The organism is Halosaccharopolyspora lacisalsi, from assembly GCF_014137975.1.
GTDB lineage: Bacteria > Actinomycetota > Actinomycetes > Mycobacteriales > Pseudonocardiaceae > Halosaccharopolyspora > Halosaccharopolyspora lacisalsi.
This window is the reverse complement of record NZ_JACGWZ010000001.1, coordinates 696275-715870: the sequence shown is the minus strand read 5'-3', so window position 1 is coordinate 715870 and position 19596 is coordinate 696275. Positions and strand designations below refer to the sequence as shown.

At 69.8% G+C, this 19596-nt stretch carries 20 protein-coding genes; 2 read left to right on the top strand and 18 right to left on the bottom strand.

The window, feature by feature from the left end; translation table 11 throughout:
- Positions 1-45: 45 nt before the first annotated feature.
- The 11 genes from FHX42_RS03500 to FHX42_RS03450 form a co-directional block, all read right to left on the bottom strand.
- Positions 46-528: a tetratricopeptide repeat protein gene (locus FHX42_RS03500; protein ID WP_182542697.1), complete on the bottom strand. Its 483-nt coding sequence runs from the start codon at positions 526-528 to the stop codon at positions 46-48.
- Positions 528-1286 (bottom strand): 4-hydroxy-tetrahydrodipicolinate reductase, encoded by a 759-nt coding sequence (dapB, locus tag FHX42_RS03495; RefSeq protein WP_182542696.1) that lies wholly within the window; start codon positions 1284-1286, stop codon positions 528-530. Before dapB ends, FHX42_RS03500 begins: the two co-directional genes overlap by 1 nt.
- Positions 1287-1301: 15 nt before the next feature.
- A complete protein-coding gene (locus FHX42_RS03490) occupies positions 1302-2648 on the bottom strand; it encodes a M16 family metallopeptidase (protein ID WP_182542695.1) in 1347 nt (448 codons plus the stop codon).
- A gap of 8 nt (positions 2649-2656) precedes the next feature.
- Entirely contained in the window at positions 2657-4969 is a 2313-nt protein-coding gene (locus FHX42_RS03485) for a polyribonucleotide nucleotidyltransferase (RefSeq protein WP_182542694.1), read from the bottom strand.
- Positions 4970-5249: 280 nt separating this feature from the next.
- Entirely contained in the window at positions 5250-5519 is a 270-nt protein-coding gene (rpsO, locus tag FHX42_RS03480) for a 30S ribosomal protein S15 (RefSeq protein ID WP_182542693.1), read from the bottom strand.
- A 233-nt stretch (positions 5520-5752) separates the two neighbouring features.
- Positions 5753-6337, bottom strand: a complete 585-nt coding sequence (locus FHX42_RS03475; protein ID WP_182542692.1) for a 2'-5' RNA ligase family protein — start codon at positions 6335-6337, stop codon at positions 5753-5755.
- Between the two features lie 161 nt (positions 6338-6498).
- Positions 6499-6987, bottom strand: a complete 489-nt coding sequence (locus FHX42_RS03470; RefSeq protein WP_182542691.1) for an XRE family transcriptional regulator — start codon at positions 6985-6987, stop codon at positions 6499-6501.
- 155 nt (positions 6988-7142) lie between these two features.
- Positions 7143-8123 carry a bifunctional riboflavin kinase/FAD synthetase gene (locus FHX42_RS03465; protein WP_182542690.1) on the bottom strand — a complete coding sequence of 327 codons (981 nt, stop codon included), beginning with the start codon at positions 8121-8123 and terminating at the stop codon, positions 7143-7145.
- A 67-nt stretch (positions 8124-8190) separates the two neighbouring features.
- Entirely contained in the window at positions 8191-8928 is a 738-nt protein-coding gene (locus FHX42_RS03460) for a PAS and ANTAR domain-containing protein (protein WP_182542689.1), read from the bottom strand.
- Between the two features lie 358 nt (positions 8929-9286).
- Complete coding sequence (locus FHX42_RS03455; RefSeq protein WP_182542688.1) at positions 9287-9469, bottom strand: hypothetical protein; 183 nt, start codon at positions 9467-9469, stop codon at positions 9287-9289.
- Positions 9466-9930: a hypothetical protein gene (locus FHX42_RS03450; RefSeq protein WP_182542687.1), complete on the bottom strand. Its 465-nt coding sequence runs from the start codon at positions 9928-9930 to the stop codon at positions 9466-9468. The genes FHX42_RS03455 and FHX42_RS03450 overlap by 4 nt, the downstream gene beginning before the upstream one ends.
- A 74-nt stretch (positions 9931-10004) precedes the next feature.
- On the opposite strand from FHX42_RS03450, the gene FHX42_RS03445 reads away from it, so the two are divergent.
- Positions 10005-10175, top strand: coding sequence for a hypothetical protein (locus FHX42_RS03445; RefSeq protein ID WP_182542686.1), 171 nt, complete (start codon positions 10005-10007; stop codon positions 10173-10175).
- Positions 10176-10606: 431 nt separating this feature from the next.
- Here the strand turns inward: FHX42_RS03445 and FHX42_RS03440 are convergent, their stop codons facing one another.
- The gene (locus FHX42_RS03440; protein ID WP_182542685.1) at positions 10607-10855 is read right to left on the bottom strand and encodes a P-loop NTPase family protein; all 249 of its coding nucleotides are present in this window, start codon (positions 10853-10855) and stop codon (positions 10607-10609) included.
- A 417-nt stretch (positions 10856-11272) separates the two neighbouring features.
- A complete protein-coding gene (gene truB, locus FHX42_RS03435) occupies positions 11273-12181 on the bottom strand; it encodes a tRNA pseudouridine(55) synthase TruB (protein ID WP_182542684.1) in 909 nt (302 codons plus the stop codon).
- A gap of 90 nt (positions 12182-12271) precedes the next feature.
- On the opposite strand from truB, the gene def reads away from it, so the two are divergent.
- Complete coding sequence (def, locus tag FHX42_RS03430) at positions 12272-12769, top strand: peptide deformylase (RefSeq protein ID WP_182542683.1); 498 nt, start codon at positions 12272-12274, stop codon at positions 12767-12769.
- A gap of 49 nt (positions 12770-12818) precedes the next feature.
- On the opposite strand, the gene FHX42_RS03425 is transcribed toward def, so the two are convergent.
- The 5 genes from FHX42_RS03425 to infB form a co-directional block, all read right to left on the bottom strand.
- Positions 12819-14144 (bottom strand): MATE family efflux transporter, encoded by a 1326-nt coding sequence (locus FHX42_RS03425; protein ID WP_182542682.1) that lies wholly within the window; start codon positions 14142-14144, stop codon positions 12819-12821.
- A gap of 186 nt (positions 14145-14330) precedes the next feature.
- On the bottom strand, positions 14331-15356 hold the full coding sequence (locus tag FHX42_RS03420) for a DHH family phosphoesterase (protein WP_328795879.1): 1026 nt from the start codon (positions 15354-15356) through the stop codon (positions 14331-14333).
- A gap of 56 nt (positions 15357-15412) precedes the next feature.
- Complete coding sequence (gene rbfA / locus FHX42_RS03415; protein ID WP_182542681.1) at positions 15413-15907, bottom strand: 30S ribosome-binding factor RbfA; 495 nt, start codon at positions 15905-15907, stop codon at positions 15413-15415.
- A gap of 48 nt (positions 15908-15955) precedes the next feature.
- A complete protein-coding gene (locus FHX42_RS03410; RefSeq protein WP_182542680.1) occupies positions 15956-16249 on the bottom strand; it encodes a DUF503 domain-containing protein in 294 nt (97 codons plus the stop codon).
- Positions 16250-16324: 75 nt separating this feature from the next.
- A complete protein-coding gene (gene infB, locus FHX42_RS26945; protein WP_182542679.1) occupies positions 16325-19552 on the bottom strand; it encodes a translation initiation factor IF-2 in 3228 nt (1075 codons plus the stop codon).
- Positions 19553-19596: the final 44 nt, after the last annotated feature.

Here is a 19596-nt window from a genome sequence, read left to right as displayed (position 1 = left end):
CCCGGTGGAGCGCTCCAAGACTACTCAGCGCCGCCGGTCGGTTACTCACCCGGTGGTCTCCGCACGCTCCATTTCGATCGCCTTGCGCATGGCCTTGCGCCCCCGGTTGCGGTCACCGGCGAGATCGTAGGCCTGCGCGAGCGCGAACCACGCGCGCCAGTCCTCGGGATCGGACTCCAACTCGGCCTGTTTCTCGTCGAACCAGACGTCGGCCGCGTCCCGCCGGACCCGGCCGGAGGGACGCAGCGGCAGGTGGGACACGTCCGGCAGCGCGTCCTCGTCGTCGAGGCGACGCGCCAGGTGTTCGGTCCGCGCCCCGAAGCGGATCTGGTCGGTCACGAGCAGGACACCGAGCACGGGCAGCACGAGAACGGCCACACCGAGGGCGACGAACACCGGCTGTCCACTGAGGATCATGGTGAACGAGCGGCTCCCCATCAGCACCAGGTAGCCCACCAGCACGACGGCCAGCAGGATCGCCGCCGCGCGCGGGCCCAGCAGTCGTCGGGCTGTGCTGCGCTGGGCCATCACAACCCCAGTACCGCGTCCAGGCCGACGGTCACGCCCGGCCGCGAGCCGACCTCGCGCACCGCCATCAACATGCCCGGCATGAACGACCGGCGATCGTAGGAGTCGTGACGGATCGTCAGCGTCTCGCCCTCGGTCCCGAAAAGCACCTCCTGGTGGGCGACCAGTCCCGACATCCGTACCGAGTGCACGTGGACCCCGTTGATCTCGGCTCCGCGCGCGCCGTCGAGTTCCTTGGTGGTCGCGTCGGGGGCGCTCCCCAGACCGGCCTCGTCGCGTGCTCGGGAGACGACGTGGGCCGTGCGTGCGGCCGTGCCCGAGGGCGCGTCGGCCTTGCGCGGATGGTGCTGCTCGACGATCTCGGCGGACTCGAAGAACTTCGCCGCGATCTCGGCGAAGCGCATGGACAGCACCGCGCCGACGGCGAAGTTCGGCACCACCAGCACGCCGGTGTCCGGATCCTCGCCCAGCCGGGAGCGCACGGTGTCGAGCTCGGCCTCGCCGAGGCCGCTGGTGCCCACGACGGCGTGGATGCCGTTGTCCACGCAGAAGGTGACGTGCTCCAGCACCGAGTCCGGGTGCGTCAGGTCCACCGCCACGCGAGCTCCGGACCGGGTGAGCTCCTCCAGCGAGTCACCCCGGTTGATCTCGGCGGCCAGCTCGGTGTCCGGCGCCTGGTTCACGGCGTGAACCGCCTCCGAACCCATCCGGCCCCTGGCCCCCAGGACGGCGACCCCGATCGGCGAGTGGTCGTTCACTGCTGGTCTCCTCCCTCACCGGAGCGTCCCCGGTAACTCGTCACTGTCGGCGTACGGTCCGACGACGGCCGTGCTCAGCGGGCGCCGCAACAGGTCGGCGGCCAGTTCGGCGACGTCCTGACCGGTCACGGCGTCGATGCGGCGCAGCGTCCGCTCCACGCCGAGGTACTGCCCGTAGTCGAGCTCGTGGCGGCCCAGCCGGCTCATTCGCGAAGCGGTGTCCTCCAGGGCCAGCACCAGGCCGCCGCGAAGCTGCCCGCGTCCCCGAGCCACCTCGGCATCGGTCAGCCCCTCGTCGGCGACCTCGGCCAGCACCTCGCGGATCACCCCGTTGACCTCCTCCAACCGGTCGGGCTGGCATCCCGCGTAGACCGCGAACGTTCCCGTCTCGGCGTAGGAGGTGATGTCGGAGTACACCGTGTAGGCCAACCCGCGCTGTTCCCGCACCCGTTGGAACAGCCGCGAACTCATGCCGCCGCCGAGCGCGGCGTTGAGCACACCGAGGGCGTGGCGGCGCTCGTCGTGACGGTCGAAGGTGCGGCAGCCCAACAGCAGGTGTGCCTGCTCGCTGTCGTCGCTGCGCAGCGACAACCGCTGCTGGCGGGGCAGCCGGGCGGCGCCGGTGCGGGGCGGTTCCGGCCTGGCCGAGCCCGCGATCCGCTCACCGAGCGCCTTGTGCAGCAACTCCAGCACGTGCTCGTGGGAGATGTTGCCCGCCACCGACACGACCATCCGCGGCGGTGCGTAGCGGTGGCGGTAGAACCCGTGCACCCGGGCACGGCTCATGGCACGTACGGACTCCTCGGTGCCGAGCACGGAACGCCCCAGCGGGTGGTCGCCGAGCACCGTCGAGGTGAACAGCTCGTGGGCCATGTCCTGCGGGTCGTCGTCGCGGATGGCGATCTCCTCCAGCACCACGCCGCGTTCGACGTCGACGTCGTGGGAGGAGTTGACCGCGTCGAAGACCACGTCGCAGAGCAGGTCCACGGCCAGGGAGAGATCCGTGTCGAGCACGTGCGCGTAGTAGCAGGTGTGCTCGGGAGAGGTGAAGGCGTTGAGCTCGCCTCCGACCGCGTCGATCTCCTCGGCGATTCGTGCGGCGCTGCGTCGGGAGGTGCCCTTGAACAGCAGGTGTTCGAGGAAGTGGGCCGCACCCGCTTGAGCGCGGTTCTCGTCGCGGGAACCCACGTCGACCCAGCACCCCACCGAGGCGGAGCGGACGCCGGGCACGGACTCGGTGACCACCCGGAGACCGCCCGGTAGGACGGTCCGCCGGACGGTCTCCTCGCCGGTGCCGTGGCCCAGCGCCATCGTCGTCCCGGGCTGCTGCAGGTGCCCGGGAGACTGCTCCTCATCACTCATTCGAACCGTCAGGCGGAGGTCTCCGCGGACTCGGAAGCCTGCTCGGACTCGGAGTCCTGCTCGGGCTCGGAAGCCTGCTCGGACTCGGAAGCCTGCTCGGACTCGGAAACCTGTCCGGACTCGCTGTCGTCGTCGACCGGCACCAGGCTGATCTTGCCGCGGCTGTCGATGTCGGCGATCTCCACGCGCAGCTTGTCGCCGACGTTGACCACGTCCTCGACCTTGCCGATGCGCTTGCCGTTGCCCAGCTTCGAGATGTGCACCAGGCCGTCCTTGCCCGGCATCAGCGAGACGAAGGCACCGAAGGCGGCCGTCTTGACGACCGTGCCCAGGAAGCGCTCGCCCACCTTGGGCAGCTGCGGGTTGGCGATCGCGTTGATCTTGTCGATCGCGGCGTCGGCGGACGGGCCGTCGGAGGCACCGACGTAGATCGTGCCGTCGTCCTCGATCGTGATCTCCGCGCCGGTCTCCTCGGTGATCGTGTTGATCATCTTGCCCTTGGGGCCGATGACCTCGCCGATCTTGTCCACCGGCACGCTGATCGAGGTCACGCGCGGGGCGTACGGGCTCATCTCGTCCGGCGTGCCGATGGCCTCGGCCATCACGTCGAGGATGGTCAGCCGCGCGTCCCTGGCCTGTCCCAGCGCCTGCCCCAGCACCTCGGAGGGGATGCCGTCGAGCTTGGTGTCCAGTTGCAGGGCGGTCACGAAGTCCTTGGTGCCCGCGACCTTGAAGTCCATGTCGCCGTAGGCGTCCTCGGCACCGAGGATGTCCGTCAGCGCCACGTACTGGGTCTTCTCGTCGACCACGTCGGAGACCAGACCCATCGCGATCCCGGCCACCGGGTGCTTCAGCGGCACGCCCGCGTTGAGCAGCGACAGCGTCGAGGCGCAGACCGAGCCCATCGAGGTCGACCCGTTCGAGCCCAGCGCCTCGGACACCTGCCGCAGCGCGTACGGGAACTCCTCCCTGCCGGGCAGCACCGGCACCAGCGCACGCTCGGCCAGCGCACCGTGGCCGATCTCGCGCCGCTTCGGGCTGCCGACGCGGCCGGTCTCCCCGGTGGAGTACGGCGGGAAGTTGTAGTGGTGCATGTAGCGCTTGCTCGTCTCCGGAGACAACGAGTCGATCGTCTGCTCCAGACGCAGCATGTTCAGCGTGGACACACCCAGGATCTGGGTCTCACCGCGCTCGAACAGGGCCGAACCGTGCGCGCGGGGGACGACGCCGACCTCGGCGGAGAGGTTGCGGATGTCGCTGAGACCACGCCCGTCGATGCGGACCTGATCGCGGATGATGCGCTGGCGCACCAGCTTCTTGGTCAGCGCCTTGAACGCGGCACCGACCTCCTTGTCCCGCCCGGCGAAGGACTGCCCCTCCTCGATGCCGACGCGTTCCAGGGTGGCCTGCTTGAGCTCGTCGAGACGGTCCTCGCGCTCCTGCTTGCCCGCGATGGCCAGCGCCTCGGCCAGCTCGCCGGAGACCGCCTGCTCGACGGCCGCGTAGGCGTCGTCCTCGTAGGCCAGGTAGACCGGGTAGTCGGCCGTCTCCTTGGCCGCGGCGTCGGAAAGCTGCTTCTGGGCATCGCACAGGGTCCGGATGAACGGCTTGGAAGCCTCCAGACCGGCGGCCACGACCTCCTCGGTCGGGGCCTGCGCACCCGCGTCGACCAGCTCCAGGGTCTGCTCGGTGGCCTCGGCCTCGACCATCATGACGGCGACGTCGTCACCGACGACGCGCCCGGCCACGACCATGTTGAACACGGCGCGCTTCAGCTGCTCGTGGGTGGGGAACGCGACCCACTGCCCGTCGATCAGGGCCATCCTGGTGCTTCCGACCGGGCCGGAGAACGGCAGGCCGGACAGCTGCGTCGACGCCGAGGCGCCGTTGATCGCCAGCACGTCGTAGGGGTCCTGCGGGTCCACGCTCATGACCGTGACCACGACCTGCACCTCGTTGCGCAGCCCCTCGACGAACGTCGGCCGCAGCGGCCGGTCGATGAGCCGGCAGGTCAGGATGGCGTCGGTGGAGGGGCGGCCCTCCCGGCGGAAGAACGAGCCGGGGATGCGGCCCGCCGCGTACATGCGCTCCTCGACGTCGACCGTCAGCGGGAAGAAGTCGAGGTTCTCCTTGGGCTGCTTGGAGGCCGTGGTGGCCGACAGCAGCATGGTGTCGTCGTCCAGGTAGGCCGCGACACTGCCGGCGGCCTGCCTGGCCAGCCGACCCGTCTCGAAACGCACCGTTCGGGTGCCGAACTCGCCGTTGTCCAGTACGGCCGTGCTTTCGTACACGCCCTCGTCGTAGGACTGCGGTTCAGTCAAGTGAAACTCCTCATCGTGGAGGCCGACCCGTGCGGGTCGGCCCGGTAGCAGGTCACCTACCGCCGCCCGTGGCGTGGTCCGACGAGGCCGGTCATCGATCGAAGCTCCCGGACGATCGATCGGATCGTTGTTCCGGCAGCCACTACCGAGGACCGGCGGACGCCTCCCGCAGCGGAGCGTGACCGTTCATCTCTTGTTTTCGTGCTCGCACCGGAGCGCCGGAGTCATCCGGCCCGATGCACCGAGGGGAGTGGCACGCGGCCACTCCCCTCGGAAGTCGTCAACGGCGCAGGCCGAGTCGCTGGATCAGCGAACGGTAGCGTCCGATGTCCACCTTGGTCAGGTAATTGAGCATCCGGCGCCGACGCCCGACCATCAGCAGCAGACCACGACGCGAGTGGTGGTCGTGCTTGTGCATCTTGAGGTGCTCCGTCAAGCCCGAGATCCGGTGGGTCAGCAGGGCCACCTGGGCCTCCGCCGAGCCGGTGTCGGTCTCGTGCACCCCGTAGTCGGACAGGATTTGCTTCTTCTGATCAGTGGACAGTGCCACGTGTTGACTCCTTGTTACGTGTCCCGTGGAAACCCCGCCACGCACGGCGTGCAATGCCACGATCGGGCTGCACAACCGGACCACACAGCCGGGTACACAACCAGCGACGCACGACGACCGTGCCGGGGATGTTCGAATCCCCGGGGTCGTCAGCCCCGAAAGTTGTGTGAGTCCTCGTTCACGGCCGCCACGGACTGCAGCCGGACCCGCCACCAGGATACCAGGACCCCGCCTCAAGCCTGGTGGTACGGGCCACCGTGCACCACGTCGACGCGGTGCACGGTCCGATACGTCCCCGACTCGCGGTCGGTGTGCACCAGCTCCACTTCGTTCGCGCTCCAGTACGGCCCCCGGTAGGAGCCGAACAGCTCCGTCAACGACTCCCGGTTCGGGCGGCCCTTGGCCCATCGGGCCACCGTCAGGTGGGCCCGGAAGGTGCTCGGATCACCTCCGGCCGCCTCGACCAGCGCGTGCAGGTGGGTCATGTCGTCCTCGGTGGCCGGTTCGACGCCGATCCACATCACGCTGCGAAACATGCCCGCCCCGGCCAGCCGCAGCCGGGGCGGGGCGAACCGCGGATGCGCGGTGGGCAGTCGGGCGAGCCCCTCCGTGAGCCGTCGGCTCAACAGGTCCGGATCGGCCTCGTCACCGTGAAAGCACAGCGTCAGGTGCCAGCGCCTGGTCGAAACGATCCGGAACCCCCGGGCCCTGGCGATGGACCGCTTCCAGTCGGCCGACTGTCCCTGCGCGGCACGCACGGCCTCGTCCAGGTGACGGATCGCTTCGGTGGAGGGCCAGAGCGCGGTGAACAAACGCATGTCGACCGCAGTCTAGTACGGTGATCGGCGGCGTGGGGTCGATTTGACCGGAAAACGCGGGTCCCGCTCCTCCGAAACCGAAGCTGCGCAACCGTCTTTTCCGCTTGCGGTAGTTACCCGGTCTCGCGCGGAACCGGATTTCGCCCCGGGACGAGCGCTCCTCAGGCGGAGTCCCCGGCAGCGGCCCTGCGTAGCAGTTCGGCCAGCGCCGGGTAGTCACCGTCGATCAGTTCCGCGACCAGTTCCAGCTCACTGGGCCGGGCCACCTCGCGCAGCACCGGCCAGGCCGACTCCTCCCCGTTGGCGCGCTGCACCGGCGGATTGTTCTCCCGGGCCAGCGAGGGGCGCGAGCAACGCACGTCCTCCAGCGCCTGCGCCACGGCCTCGGACTCCCCCGCCGCCACACCGGGCATGAGCACCTTGCGTTCCAGCATGACCAGCCGCGCCAGCACCGAGGGATTGCCGATCTTGGCCCGCCGCCCGCTCATCACCTGACTCAACATCGGGCCGCTGATGCCCAGCACCTCGGCGATGTGGGCCTGCGAGGTCCGAAACGCCACGATCAGGCGGCGCACCCGGTCGCCCAGCGGTTCCCCGTACCACTGCCGCTGCAGCGCCAGGTTCCGCTGGACGCTCTGCTGCTCTTCCACCTTCGCTCCCCCGGTGCGGGCCTTCTCGGCGCTACCTCGAAACCGCATCCTGCCAGCTCGGAGGCACCCGTAGTGCCCGAATCCGAAAAATACTCCGGTGACGGCGGGCCTTCCGGGTGGTCCCGCGGGCCGTCCGTGTCACGCGGGAGCGGAATTCACCCGCTCGCCCCCAGCCGGGCACGTGTGTCGATCACGTCCCGGTTCATCTGCTCGACCAGTTCCTCGGCGGAGTCGAAGCGCACCATCCCCCGCAGCCGGTGCACGAAGTCCAGTTCCGCGTACTCGCCGTAGAAGTCGGCGTCGACGTCGAGGACGAACGCCTCGACCGTGCGCTCGGTACCGGAGAAGGTCGGATTGCTGCCCACCGAGACCGCGGCGGGAAGCGTGCGTCCCGGCTCGGCCGAGCCGCGGCGCCGGTGGGTGAACCAGCACGCGTAAACACCGTCGGCGGGGATCGCGGCGTACTCCGGCAGCGACAGGTTCGCCGTCGGGTAACCGAGCTCGCGGCCACCGCGCCCCGCACCGCGCACCACGATGCCCTCGAGCTGGTGGTGACGCCCCAGCGCGGCGGCGGCGGCCTCGACGTCACCGGCGTCGATGCAGGCGCGGATGTAGGTCGAGGAGAAGGTCACCGAGGAGTCCGCGCCGGAACCGTCGGTGGGTCCGGCGAGCAGGTCGGCGGGCTCGGTGTCGAACCCGAACCGCTGCCCCAGCGTCTTGAGCAGCTCGATGTCCCCGGCGGCCTTGTGGCCGAAGGTGAAGTTCTCACCGACGACGACCACGGCCGCGTGCAACCGTTCCACGAGGATCTCGTGCACGAACTCGTCGGGCGGCATCCGCGAGACCTCCGCGGTGAACGGCAGCACGCAGAAGACGTCCACCCCGAGCTGTTCGGCCAGCTCCGCGCGCCGCTCCAGAGTGGTCAGCTGCGCCGGGTGACTCCCGGGACGCACGACCTCGGCGGGATGCGGATCAAAGGTCATCATCACGCAGGGCAGTCCCCGCTGACGCGCCCGTCGCACGGCCTGACCGATCAGCGCCTGATGCCCGCGATGCACTCCGTCGAAGACCCCGATGGTGACCACGCACCGGCCCCAACCACCGGGGATCCGTTCCAAACCACGCCAACGCTGCACGGTCGATAACCCTATCGGCCCACGCCGACGCTGTCCGCAGGACTGCCACCAGAGTTCGTCGTCCGCGTCACCGCCGGCGGCCGCCGTCCGGCGTGCTCAACTGGTGCAGCTGGTCCTCCAGGGCCTGGCGACACATCTCGGGCAGGGCGCTGCCGGTGGTCAGGGCCTCGGTCAGTTCCTCGGCGATGAGGCGAAGCTTGCGGTTGGCGCTCTGGGACACGGTGATGAGAATCCGGAAGGCGGCCGTGGCCGTGCAGCCGTAGGCATGCATGATCATGCCCTTCGCCTGCTCGATGGGGACCCGGGAGGCCAGCGCGTAGCGCAGGTGCTGGACCTCGCTGTTCTCGGACTGCTGCGCGTCGGACTCGGCACCGAGGTCGACGAAGTATCCGTGCATCGCGGTGGCGGTACCGTCGTCGCCGCACTCCACCTCGCCGATCATGATGGCGAGCCGGTGCTGCTGCTCGGTGGTGACGATGCGGTGCCGGCAGCTGAACGAGGCCCCGGTCGCGCGGGCGTCGGCGATGATGTCGGCGAAGTACTGCCGATCGTCCGGGTGCTTGTGGGCCAGCAGCAGCTCGGTGGTCGGCTCGGTGCCGTCCGGATCGAATCCGTGGATGCGGTACAGCTCGGGGGACCACGTCCAGCGGTCGGCGATCAGATCGTGGTGATAAAGACCCACCTGATCGACCTGTTCCCCTATCAACAGGCCACTCGTCAACGCGGACGGCCTGACGGAACCACTCGGCCGCGTGTTCTCGGTACCCGCCGTCTCCTCGGATGAGGACGGCTCGCGAATGATCATCAGGTCTTCTCCCGGTTGTCCTGCCGAGAGAAGGAAGCCAGCACCGACAACCCGACTTAAGCGAGGCGCCGCAAGGCGAGACACTTCTGCCGGGCTGACCGGACCGCGGGGCATCTCGTCGACAGGATGCTTGCGAATCCATGGCTGGCTACACAACCACGTACATGTTACCGGACCACCGGTAACGCCCACCCGGCGGCGAGACCGGACCGCCGCTACTGCTCGGGGCGTGGGCCGCGCAGGACGTAGGCGAGGAATCCGGCGACGAACAGGGCCGCCACCAGCGCCGCGCGGACCGCCCGCTGCCGCTGCGGACTGGTGTCCCACAGCCTGGTGGGCGGTCGCAGGTAGAGCCCGATCAGGCAGGCCAGCAGCGGGGGCTGAAAATCCCGAGTGGCACGTCGAGGTTCACGAAATCGTTCGGTACCGGAACGGGGATCACGCTGTCACCCGCCATCGCGTGCAGGACGGCCAGCACCGCGCACAGCACGACGAAGGCGGGCCAGCGGTACGCGCGCAACAGCAACCAGGCGATGTTCACGGCAGCTCCGGCATCGGTGTCACGCAGTCGTTCTTGGCCGCCACCACTTCATGAATCCAGGCGACCCGCTCGGCTTCCGGAACGGCCAGCAGGGCACGCATGCCACCGACCCGGGTCGGGTTCACCAGCGTCTCGGGTGACAGTTGTGGGCGAATCTCGCGCCTGAACCAGCCGGCCAACACTTCACGCGCCTCGACTCCCGCGTAGTAGCCGTAGCTGTTGGGGCCTGTCTTGGCACATTCGGGCGGTCGACCGTAAACACGAGGCAGGGCCAAGGGTTCGGTCAGTTCGAAATCCGGGGCTCCCCCGTCGATCGAGCCGAGCTTTCCCCCGAAGGACTCGACCAGTCCAGCCCGTGTTCGACGAAGCGACGAGGTCGCGGCCCCAGTTCGGCGAAAGCGGATCGGTACCGTTGCGCCGCCGACGGCCAGCGATCGATGTCCCGACTGCGCGCGGGCCACATGCAGACCGTCACGCCCCAATCCTCACGGCACACCGGCTGTGGTTGCCGTTTCCGTCAGGAGTTGGAAACTGCGTGAATCCACGAGCGCGGTACCGGCCACCACCGCTGATCGATCCGCAGGCCAAGCGCAGCCGGAGAGCGATGCCCACGGAGGGCGCGGCCGGGCACGGCGGCAACCAGTGTCCACCTGCCACTCCGATGGCCACCGCGGCGACGAACATCATCGCACCGACACCGAGGTAGTACCAGTACGGCGATCCGCCTCCGTTCACGGAAAGCGTCACGGTCAGGAAAATGGCCCCGTACGAAAGTAAGCCGACGACCAGAGCGGGAACACCACTCAGGAGCAGGTGCGCCAATGCGGAACGCGGGTACGTGCGCTCCAGTCCATCGGCACCGATACGCCGTATTCGCGAGGTGTCCCAGGCCGCCACGGTGGCCACCAGAGCGAGCGGCCGAATGCCCGACTGCTGGATGTGCCCGGAAGCGGCGGCCCAGTCGTCGACCGCTCTCCCCGATCCAGCGCGGCCACGGCCACGACGTCCTCGGGGAGGTGCGTGCCGACCAGGACCTCCGCGTCTCGCCGATGTCGGTGATCACTTCGCGCAGCTCACCGCGTTGGCGCGGATCGAGCCCCACGGTCGGTTCATCGAGCAGCAGCATCGTCGGCGAGTTCACCACGAGCTGGGCGATCCCAGGCGGCACAGCATTCCTCCGGACAGGTGGCCGACCTTGCTCCCGGCGCGGTCCTGCAGCGATGTCATCCGCAGCGCCTGCTCGACGGCGCTCTTCCGTTGCCTGCCGGGAACTCTGCGCCACCACGCCGACAGGGTCAGGAACCCGGAGACGGTCAGGTGATTCGGTGCCGCGAACCGCTGCGGCAGAGACCCGATGGAATTCCGGTGCTTTTCTGCGTTGCGCACGCTGTCCGAGCCGTCGAGAGCAACCCCAGCAGCGTGCTCTTCCCCGCCCCGTCCGGCCCGAGCAGCGCCGTCACGCCAACCGAAATCTCCGCGTTCACACTACGCAGCGCGAGATCGCGACCACAGCGACAATCGACGTCGTCGATGTGCACGGCACCACTCGATCGGTTCCCCTCGAATTCTTCGACGCGAAACGGACGGCCCCTGACGCCGCACGAGAGAGCTGCCCGCGAACACGAAAAGATCCAGTTTCGACGCTTATTGTTGCCCGGTCGCGATGTGCGCACTCGGGAGCACAGCGTCACAAACAGCGGGACGAAATGACAGCATCGGTGGCTCGCCCCCGGTCGCGAACCGGAGGGCGAGCACCCCCTTGAGGATCGAACGCACCACAGGTGCCACCCGCCCGGACGGAGCTCAGCCCGCCGGGGTGAGCACGAGCGCGGGCTTGGCGGTTCGCCCCTCGTCGCGGACCAGGGCCACGGCCCGCCCCTGTGGGTCGAACATGCCGTAGGTACCGGTCACGCCCGCACCCGTGACCGCTTGGCCGTAGGTCAGCGACCGAGCCGTGGCGGCGGTGACGTCGATGCGCGGGAACGCCGTGGCCACCGCGCCGTCCAGATCCATCGACAGCTCCGGCTCGGCCTCGAGCTGCTCCAGCGTGCGCACCGTGGCCAACCCGAACGGACCGACCCTCGTGCGGCGCAACTGCCCCAGGTGACCGCCGACACCGAGCTGCTCACCGAGATCGCGGGCCAGCGCACGCACGTACGTGCCCGAGGAGCACTCCACCAGCACGTCCAGCTCCGTGGTCGTCTCGGTGCGCCGCAGCGCGAGCAGGTCGAAACGCGAGACGGTCACCGGGCGCGACTCCAGTTCCACCGACTCGCCCTGCCGAGCGAGCTCGTAGGCGCGCTTGCCGTTGACCTTGACCGCGCTGACCGAGCTCGGAACCTGCTGGATCTCGCCGGTCAGGGCCGCGATGGCCGAGTGGATCGCCTCCTCGTCCACGCCGGAGGCGTCGGTCTCGGACAGCTGCTCGCCCTCGGCGTCGTCGGTGGTCGTGGCCGCACCGAGGCTGATGGTCGACAGGTAGGCCTTGGTGTCCAGCGCCAGGTGCCCCAGCAGCTTCGTGGCCCGCTCCAGCCCCAGCACCAGGACCCCGGTGGCCATCGGGTCGAGCGTGCCCGCGTGGCCGACCTTGCGCGTCCCCATGATGCGGCGCACCCGCGCGACGACGTCGTGCGAGGTCATGCCTGCGGGTTTGTCCACCACCAGCAGGCCGGGCGGGACGGGGGCACGCGAGCTACGGGACCGTTGTGACACGGCGCTTCATCATCCCCCATTCGCAGTACCTCCCGTCACGGGGGCACGACCGCGGCGGTTAGGGTTTCGAGCGACCGAGGAGGACGAGCAGTGACTTTCAGACCGATCCGGCGCTTCGGCGACCCGGTGCTACGAACGGTGGCCGACCCGGTGACGACGTTCGACGACAGGACGCGGGCGGTGGTGACCGACCTGCTGGACACCGTCGACGCTCCGGGGCACGCAGGGGTGGCGGCACCGCAGATCGGCGTGAGCCTACGCGCGTTCAGCTACAACGTCGAGGGCGAGATCGGCTACGTGCTCAATCCGGAACTCGTGGAGGTCTCCGGGGAGCAGGAGGACGAGGAGGGGTGCCTGTCCGTGCCGGGCCTGAGCTTTCCCACCCGTCGTGGCGATTACGCCGTGGTCCGCGGCGTGGACCTGAACGACGAGCCGGTGACCGTGTCCGGTTCCGGGCTCATGGCCCGGTGCCTGCAGCACGAGGTCGACCACCTGGACGGCATGGTCTACGTGCAGCGGCTCGATCCCGAGGCCCGGCGCGAAGCGCTCAAGCAGATCCGCGGCACCGACTGGTTCTGGCAGGATTGAACGCGCGTCGTCGTGGCGGTGGAAAGTGCCACGACGACGCGTTCACCGGTCACGCGGCCGTGTCGGCGGTCGTGAGGCCGGTTACCGCCCAACGCCCGGAGCGCGCCCGAAGCAGGAGGGTCAACAACCTGCCGAGCATGAACAGGCTCAGGCCGGTCCAGATGCCCACCAGGCCCCAGCCGAAAGCCAGCGAGAGCCAGATCAGCGGCAGGTAACCGATCGCCGCGCTGAGCATCGTCGCCGTGCGCAGGTACGCGGCGTCCCCCGCGCCGAGGAAGACCCCGTCCAGCGCGAACACGACACCGGCGATCGGCTGCAGTCCGACGAAGAACCACCAGACCTGGGGGATCTCGGCCAGCACCGCGGGGTCGGTGGTGAACAGGGTCGGCAGGATCCCGTACAGGCCCGCGAACACCAGGCCGAGCAGGAATCCGAAGCCCAGCCCGTACCAGGTGACCTGCCGGGCGATCCCCTTGGCGTGCCGAGCGGACTCGCGCCCCAGCGCCGCGCCGACCAACGACTGCGCCGCGATCGCGATGGAGTCGTGCACCAGGGCCAGGAACGACCACAGCTGCCAGACCACCTGGTGGGCGGCGGCGGTCTCCGCACCGAAGCGGGCCGCGACCGAGGTCGCGGACAGGAAGCAGGCCTGGAACGCCAGGGTGCGCAGCACCAGGTCACGGCCGAGCCCGAGCTGGGCACGCATCTTGGCGAACTCCGGCCTCATCGGCACGCGCTCCACCACGAGGGCGCGCAGGAACAGCGCCGCGACGATGGTCTGACCGACGAGGTTGGCCACCGCCGAGCCTTCCAGCCCCCAGCCCAGCGGATACACCAACACCGGACAGAGCACCGCCGACACGGCGTTGCCGGTGAGCACGAAGTACAGGGGGCGTCTGGTGTCCTGGACGCCCCGCATCCAGCCGTGCCCGGCGAGGGTCACCAGCACCAGCGGAGCGCCGAGCAGCGCGATGCGCAGCCAGCTCGCCGCCGCGTCGGCGATGGGGCCGGGTCCGGCCAGCAGCTCGGCCACCGGTACGGCCAGCAGCTGGGCGAGCAGCATCAGAACCACACCGACGCCCACCCCCAGCCAGGTGGCCTGCGCGCCCTCGGCCACGGCGTCCCGCCTGCGGCCCGCTCCGTGCAGCCGGGCCGTGCGGGCGGTGGTGCCGTAGGACAGGAAGGTGAGCTGGCTGGACACGACCGTGAACAGCGTTCCGCCCAGCGCCAACCCGGCCAGCGGAACCGCCCCCAGGTGTCCGACGACGGCCGTGTCGACCAGTACGTACAGCGGTTCGGCCGCCAGCACCCCCAGCGCGGGTACCGCCAATGCCAGCAAGCGCCGCAGCGGCACTCGCTCCCCCGTGTCGGACACACTCTCTCCCTGTCGCCCCGGACCCGTCCGGACTCTCGATAAGGCCGCTGACACGACGGGCTACGGTTGCTCGTGCTCGCCGCCGGCGCGGCCGGGAGCATCGTAGCGACCGTGGTTCACGATCTCGGGCACAGTGCGCAGCGTGTAGCGAGTTTCACCGAAATCGGCCACCCCACCGGGGTGGGGTCAGTCGAGCAGCGGAGCGCGGCTCAGAGCCGCGCGCAGCGCGGCGAGAATGTCCGCGGCCGAATCATCGGCGGTGAACCCGGAGGCGAGCCGGTGGCCGCCACCTCCGCATTCCGCGGCGACCCAGCCGACGTCGACGCGGCTGTCCGCCCGCAGCGACACCGACCAGTGCCCCGGGGTCATCTCCTTGAGCACGGCGGCGACCTCGGCTTCGGCGGTCGTTCGCACCACGTCGATGACGCTGTCGAGCTCCTCGCCACGCAGGCCGTCGGACTCCGCGAGCCCGACCGTCGCGTGCACGAAACCGAGACCGCGCGCCGCGGACGACTCCAGCTGCGCCTTCCCCAGCACGCTCGCCAGCATCTCCAGCCAGCCGAACGGGTGCGTGTCCATCAGGCAGCGAGTGACCGACTCCGGCTCGACACCGGCCTCGATCAGGCGGGCCGCCACCCGGTGCGCTCCTGGTCCGGCGTTGCGGAACGAGCGCGTATCGGTGACGAGCCCGGCGTAGAGGCAGCGGGCCGGTTCCAGGTCCACGGTCGCGCCCATCTCGTCCATCAGTCGGAGCACGAGCAGGGCCGTCGCCTCGGCGCGGTCGTCGATCACGTGACGAGTGCCGAAGCGGGTGTTGGCGACGTGGTGGTCGATCACGACGACCTCGCCACCGGCCGCGATCGCGCCCTCGACGCGGTCGGCGAGCTTTCCGAGCCGCTGAAGGCTACCGGTGTCCAGCACCACCAGCAGTGGCACGGCAGCGGGTACTTCGTCGGCGGAAACCACGAACTCCTGCCCGTCCAGCACACGCAGCGACGGCGGCGGCTCGTCGGGAGTGCCGAAGGAGACCCGAACGGTGGTGCCACGCCGCCGCAGCACCGTGGCGAGCGCGAGCGCGCTGCCGAGCGCATCCGCGTCCGGGTGAACGTGGGCGAACAGCGTCACGTCCCGTGCCGTTTCCAGCAGCCGGGCGACTCCGGACAGCGCGGCGGCCACATCGGTGTCTCCCGCGGTTTCGGACTGCCCGCTCACTCGGTCACCTCCGCACCACCTGTCCGGTGTCTCGGCCGAGGTCCGCCCACCGGCACTCAACCGTCTCCATGCCCGGAGCGATCCTCGTCGCTGCCGGTCGCTTCGTCGCCCCCGTCCCGATCATCGGGCTCGACGTCCGAATCGCGGTACGGGTCCGCCTCGCCCGCCGGTTCGGCGGTCGAAGCCAGCCGGGCGACCTCGGCATCCGCTTCCCTGGCCTCGGCCAGCACCTCGTCCAGCCTGCGCACGTCGTTCGGAATCGTATCGGCGACGAAGGCCAGGGTCGGCGTGAACCGCACGCCCAACTGCCGTCCCACCCGCGAGCGCAGCACGCCCGTGGCGCTGTCCAGTGCCACGGCCGTGGAGCTGTGGTCGACATCGTCACCAAGGACCGTGTAGTACACGGTCGCGTCCCGCAGATCCGCCGTCAGGCGGGCGTCGGTGATCGTCACCATCGCCAATCGATGGTCCTTGACCTCGTGCTCCAGCCCCGAGGCCACGATCCGGGCGATCCGTTTGGCGAGCCTCCGGGCGCGCGCCGTATCAGCCACGGCGCACCTCCTCCGTACGTCCTCGGCGGCCCGGCTCCCGGGTCGCCCCTAGTCTTCTGGTCCCAGCATTCGTTGCCTCGACGAGAGCAGCTCCAGCTCGGGGCGATCGGCGACCGCTCGCTCACACGAGTCGAGCACCTCCCGCACGTGCGAAGCATCCCCGGAAACCGCGGAAGCCCCGATCAGGGCTCGTCGGTAGACGTCCTGCTCACCGACCTCGGCCGCGGCGACCTCGAAACGGCGTCGCAGCTCGGCGACCACCGGCCGTACCAGCCCCCGCTTCTGCTTCAGGGAGTGGACGTCACCGAGCAACACGTCCAGTTCCAACGCACCGACGTACATCACGTCACCTCGTTTTGCGGTCCCGAACCGACCGGGGCCCGGACCACTGTGGCCCGGGCCCCGGAACGGGCGACGTCAGGTACGCGGCTTCTCCCGCATCTCGTAGGTCTCGACGAAGTCGCCCTCGCGGATGTCGGAGAACGACCCCAGGGTCAGACCACACTCGAAACCGTCACGGACCTCGGTCGAGTCGTCCTTGAACCGCTTCAGCGAGTTCACGCTGAGGTTGTTGGCGACCACGACGCTGTCACGGAGCAACCGCGCCTTGGCGTTGCGGCGCATGATGCCCTCGGTGACCATGCAACCGGCGATGGTACCGACCTTCGAGGACTTGTAGACCTCTCGGACCTCCGCCCTGCCGAGGTCGACCTCCTCGTACTCGGGCTTGAGCATGCCCTTGAGGGCCTGCTCGATGTCCTCGATCGCCCGGTAGATCACCGAGTAGTACCGGATCTCCACGCCCGCACGAGTGGCGGTCTCGGCCGCCTTGCCCTCGGGCCGGACGTTGAAGCCCAGCACGATGGTGTTCTCGGCGGTGGCGAGGTTCACGTCGCTCTCGTTGATCCCACCGACACCGCGGTGGATGACGCGGAGCTCGACCTCTTCGCCCACGTCGATCTTGTTCAGGGATTCCTCGAGCGCCTCGACGGTACCCGAGTTGTCACCCTTGATGATCAGGTTGAGCTGCCTGGTCTCCTTGAGCACCTTGTCCAGGTCCTCGAGGCTGACGCGCTTGCGCTTGGCCGCGTTCTGGGCCTCGCGGATGCGGGCCGAACGCCGATCGGCGATCTGCCGCGCGGTGCGGTCCTCGTTGACCACCAGGAAGGTGTCCCCGGCGCCCGGAATCGAGGTGAAACCGATGACCTGCACCGGACGCGAGGGCAGTGCCGCGGTGACGTCCTTGTCGTGCTCGTTGATCATCCGACGCACCCGGCCGTGAGCGCCACCGGCGACCACCGAGTCCCCGACCCGCAGCGACCCGCGCTGAACCAGCACTGTCGCCACCGGCCCGCGGCCCTTGTCCAAGTGCGCCTCGATGGCCACGCCCTGGGCCTCCATCTGCGGGTTCGCCCGCAGATCCAGGGAGGCGTCGGCCGTCAGCAGGATCGCCTCCAGCAGACCCTCGATGTTCACGCTCTGGCGGGCAGAGATCTCGACGAACATCGTTTCGCCGCCGAACTCCTCGGCGACCAGGCTGTACTCGGTGAGCTGCTGGCGGATCTTGTCCGGGTTGGCCCCCTCGACGTCGATCTTGTTGATCGCGACCACGATCGGCACACCAGCGGCCTGGGCGTGATTGATCGCCTCCACCGTCTGGGGCATGACGCCGTCGTCGGCGGCCACGACCAGCACCGCGATGTCGGTCGACTTCGCACCGCGGGCACGCATGGCGGTGAACGCCTCGTGACCGGGGGTGTCGATGAAGGTGACCGGACGCTGCTTGCCCTCCAGCTCGGTTTCGACCTGGTAGGCACCGATGTGCTGGGTGATACCGCCGGCCTCGCCCTCCTGGACGTTGGCCTTGCGGATGGTGTCCAGCAGCCGGGTCTTGCCGTGGTCGACGTGACCCATGACCGTGACCACCGGAGGCCGGGAAACGAGCTGCTCCTCGGAACTGCCCTGATCCCCGAGGCTGAGGCTGAAGGACTCCAGGAGCTCCCGGTCCTCGTCCTCCGGGCTGACCATCTCGATCTTGTAGTTCATCTCCTGGCCCAGCAGTTCCAGGACCTCGTCGGAGACGGACTGGGTCGCGGTGACCATCTCGCCGAGATGGAACATCGCCTGTACCAGCGAAGCCGGGTTGGCGTTGATCTTCTCGGCGAAGTCGGTCAGCGAGGCGCCACGGCGCAGGCGAAGAGGCTCGCCGTTACCGCGCGGCAGGCGAACACCGCCCACCGACGGCGCCTGCATGTTGTCCATGTACTCCTGGCGCTTCTGCCGCTTGGACTTGCGACCACGGCGCGCCGGACCACCGGGACGACCGAAGGCACCGGCCGTACCGCCACGGCCACCGCCGGGACGACCACCGCCGCCGGGACGACCGCGGAAGCCACCGCCCGGGGGCGCACCGCCGCCGGGGGCACCGCCGCCACCGGCACCGCCGCCGGGACGACCACCGCCACCGCCGCGACCGCCGCCGGGACCGCTGGGAGCACCAGTACCGCCGCCGCGACCACCGCCGGGACCACCGCCGGGACCACCCTGCTTACCGGGGCCGCCCTGCTTGCCGGGACCACCGGAGCCGCCACCGGGACGTGCCGGACGCGACGGCATCATGCCGGGGTTCGGACGCGGGGGCATCATGCCGGGGTTCGGACGGTTGCCACCGCCGCCGTCACCGCCGGAACCGGCGGCAGGCGCCGCACCGGCACCCTGGCCGCCCTGGCCCTGCCCCTGCTGGGACTGGCCCTGACGGTCCGGACGCTGACCGCCCGGCTTGCCGCCCTGGTTGGGCTGGCCGCCCGGCTTGGGACCGCCCTGCTTGCCCTGTCCGCCGGGGCCACCCTGCTTACCGGGGCCGCCCTGGCCACCCTGCTTACCGTCCTTGGGGCGCTGCTGCGGCGCGCCGCTGCCAACGCCGAACGGGTTGTTGCCGGCGCGCGGCGAACGCGGGCCGGGCTTGGGTGACTGCGGCTTCGGCGGCACGACGGAGCCGTCGCCCTCGGACTGCGCGCCCTGCTTGGGGCCCGGCTTCGGGCCGGGTTTCGGCCCGGGCTTGGGACCCGGCTTCGGTCCCGCCTGACGCTCGGACCGCGGTGCGGCCTGGCCACCACCGGCTTGCTCGCCGGAAGCCTGACCGGACTGCGCGCCCCCCTGGTCGGACTGCGCGCCCCCCTGGTCGGACTGCGCGGCCTCCGCCGGAGCGGACTGACCGGACTGCGCCGTGGGGGCCTGTTCGAATGGTTGGGTTTCGGGAGTCGGTGCCTGCGGCTTCGACTCCGGCCGCGGACCGGGCTTGGGGCCCGGTTTGGGGCCGGGTTTCGGACCGGGCTTGGGTGCCTCGGTCGACGACGGCCGCGGGCCGGGCTTCGGCGCGGTGGCATCGCTGTCGGCCGCAGGCGCCTGGTCGCCGGAGGACGGCTGAGCGCCGTCACCGGTCTTGCCGTTGGCGCCGCCCTTGTCTCCCTTGTTGGACGCGCCCCCCTTCGGGAACGCGTCGCGAAGCCTGCGCGCCACGGGTGCCTCCACCGTTGACGACGCGGACTTCACGTACTCGCCCTGCGAGGCGAGTTTGTTGAGTACGTCCTTGCTTGTTACGCCGAGCTCTTTGGCGAGCTCATGCACGCGGGCCTTGCCTGCCACTGCTCTCCTCATCTGGGTGAGGCCGGGCGGCAGTCCCGCTCGAC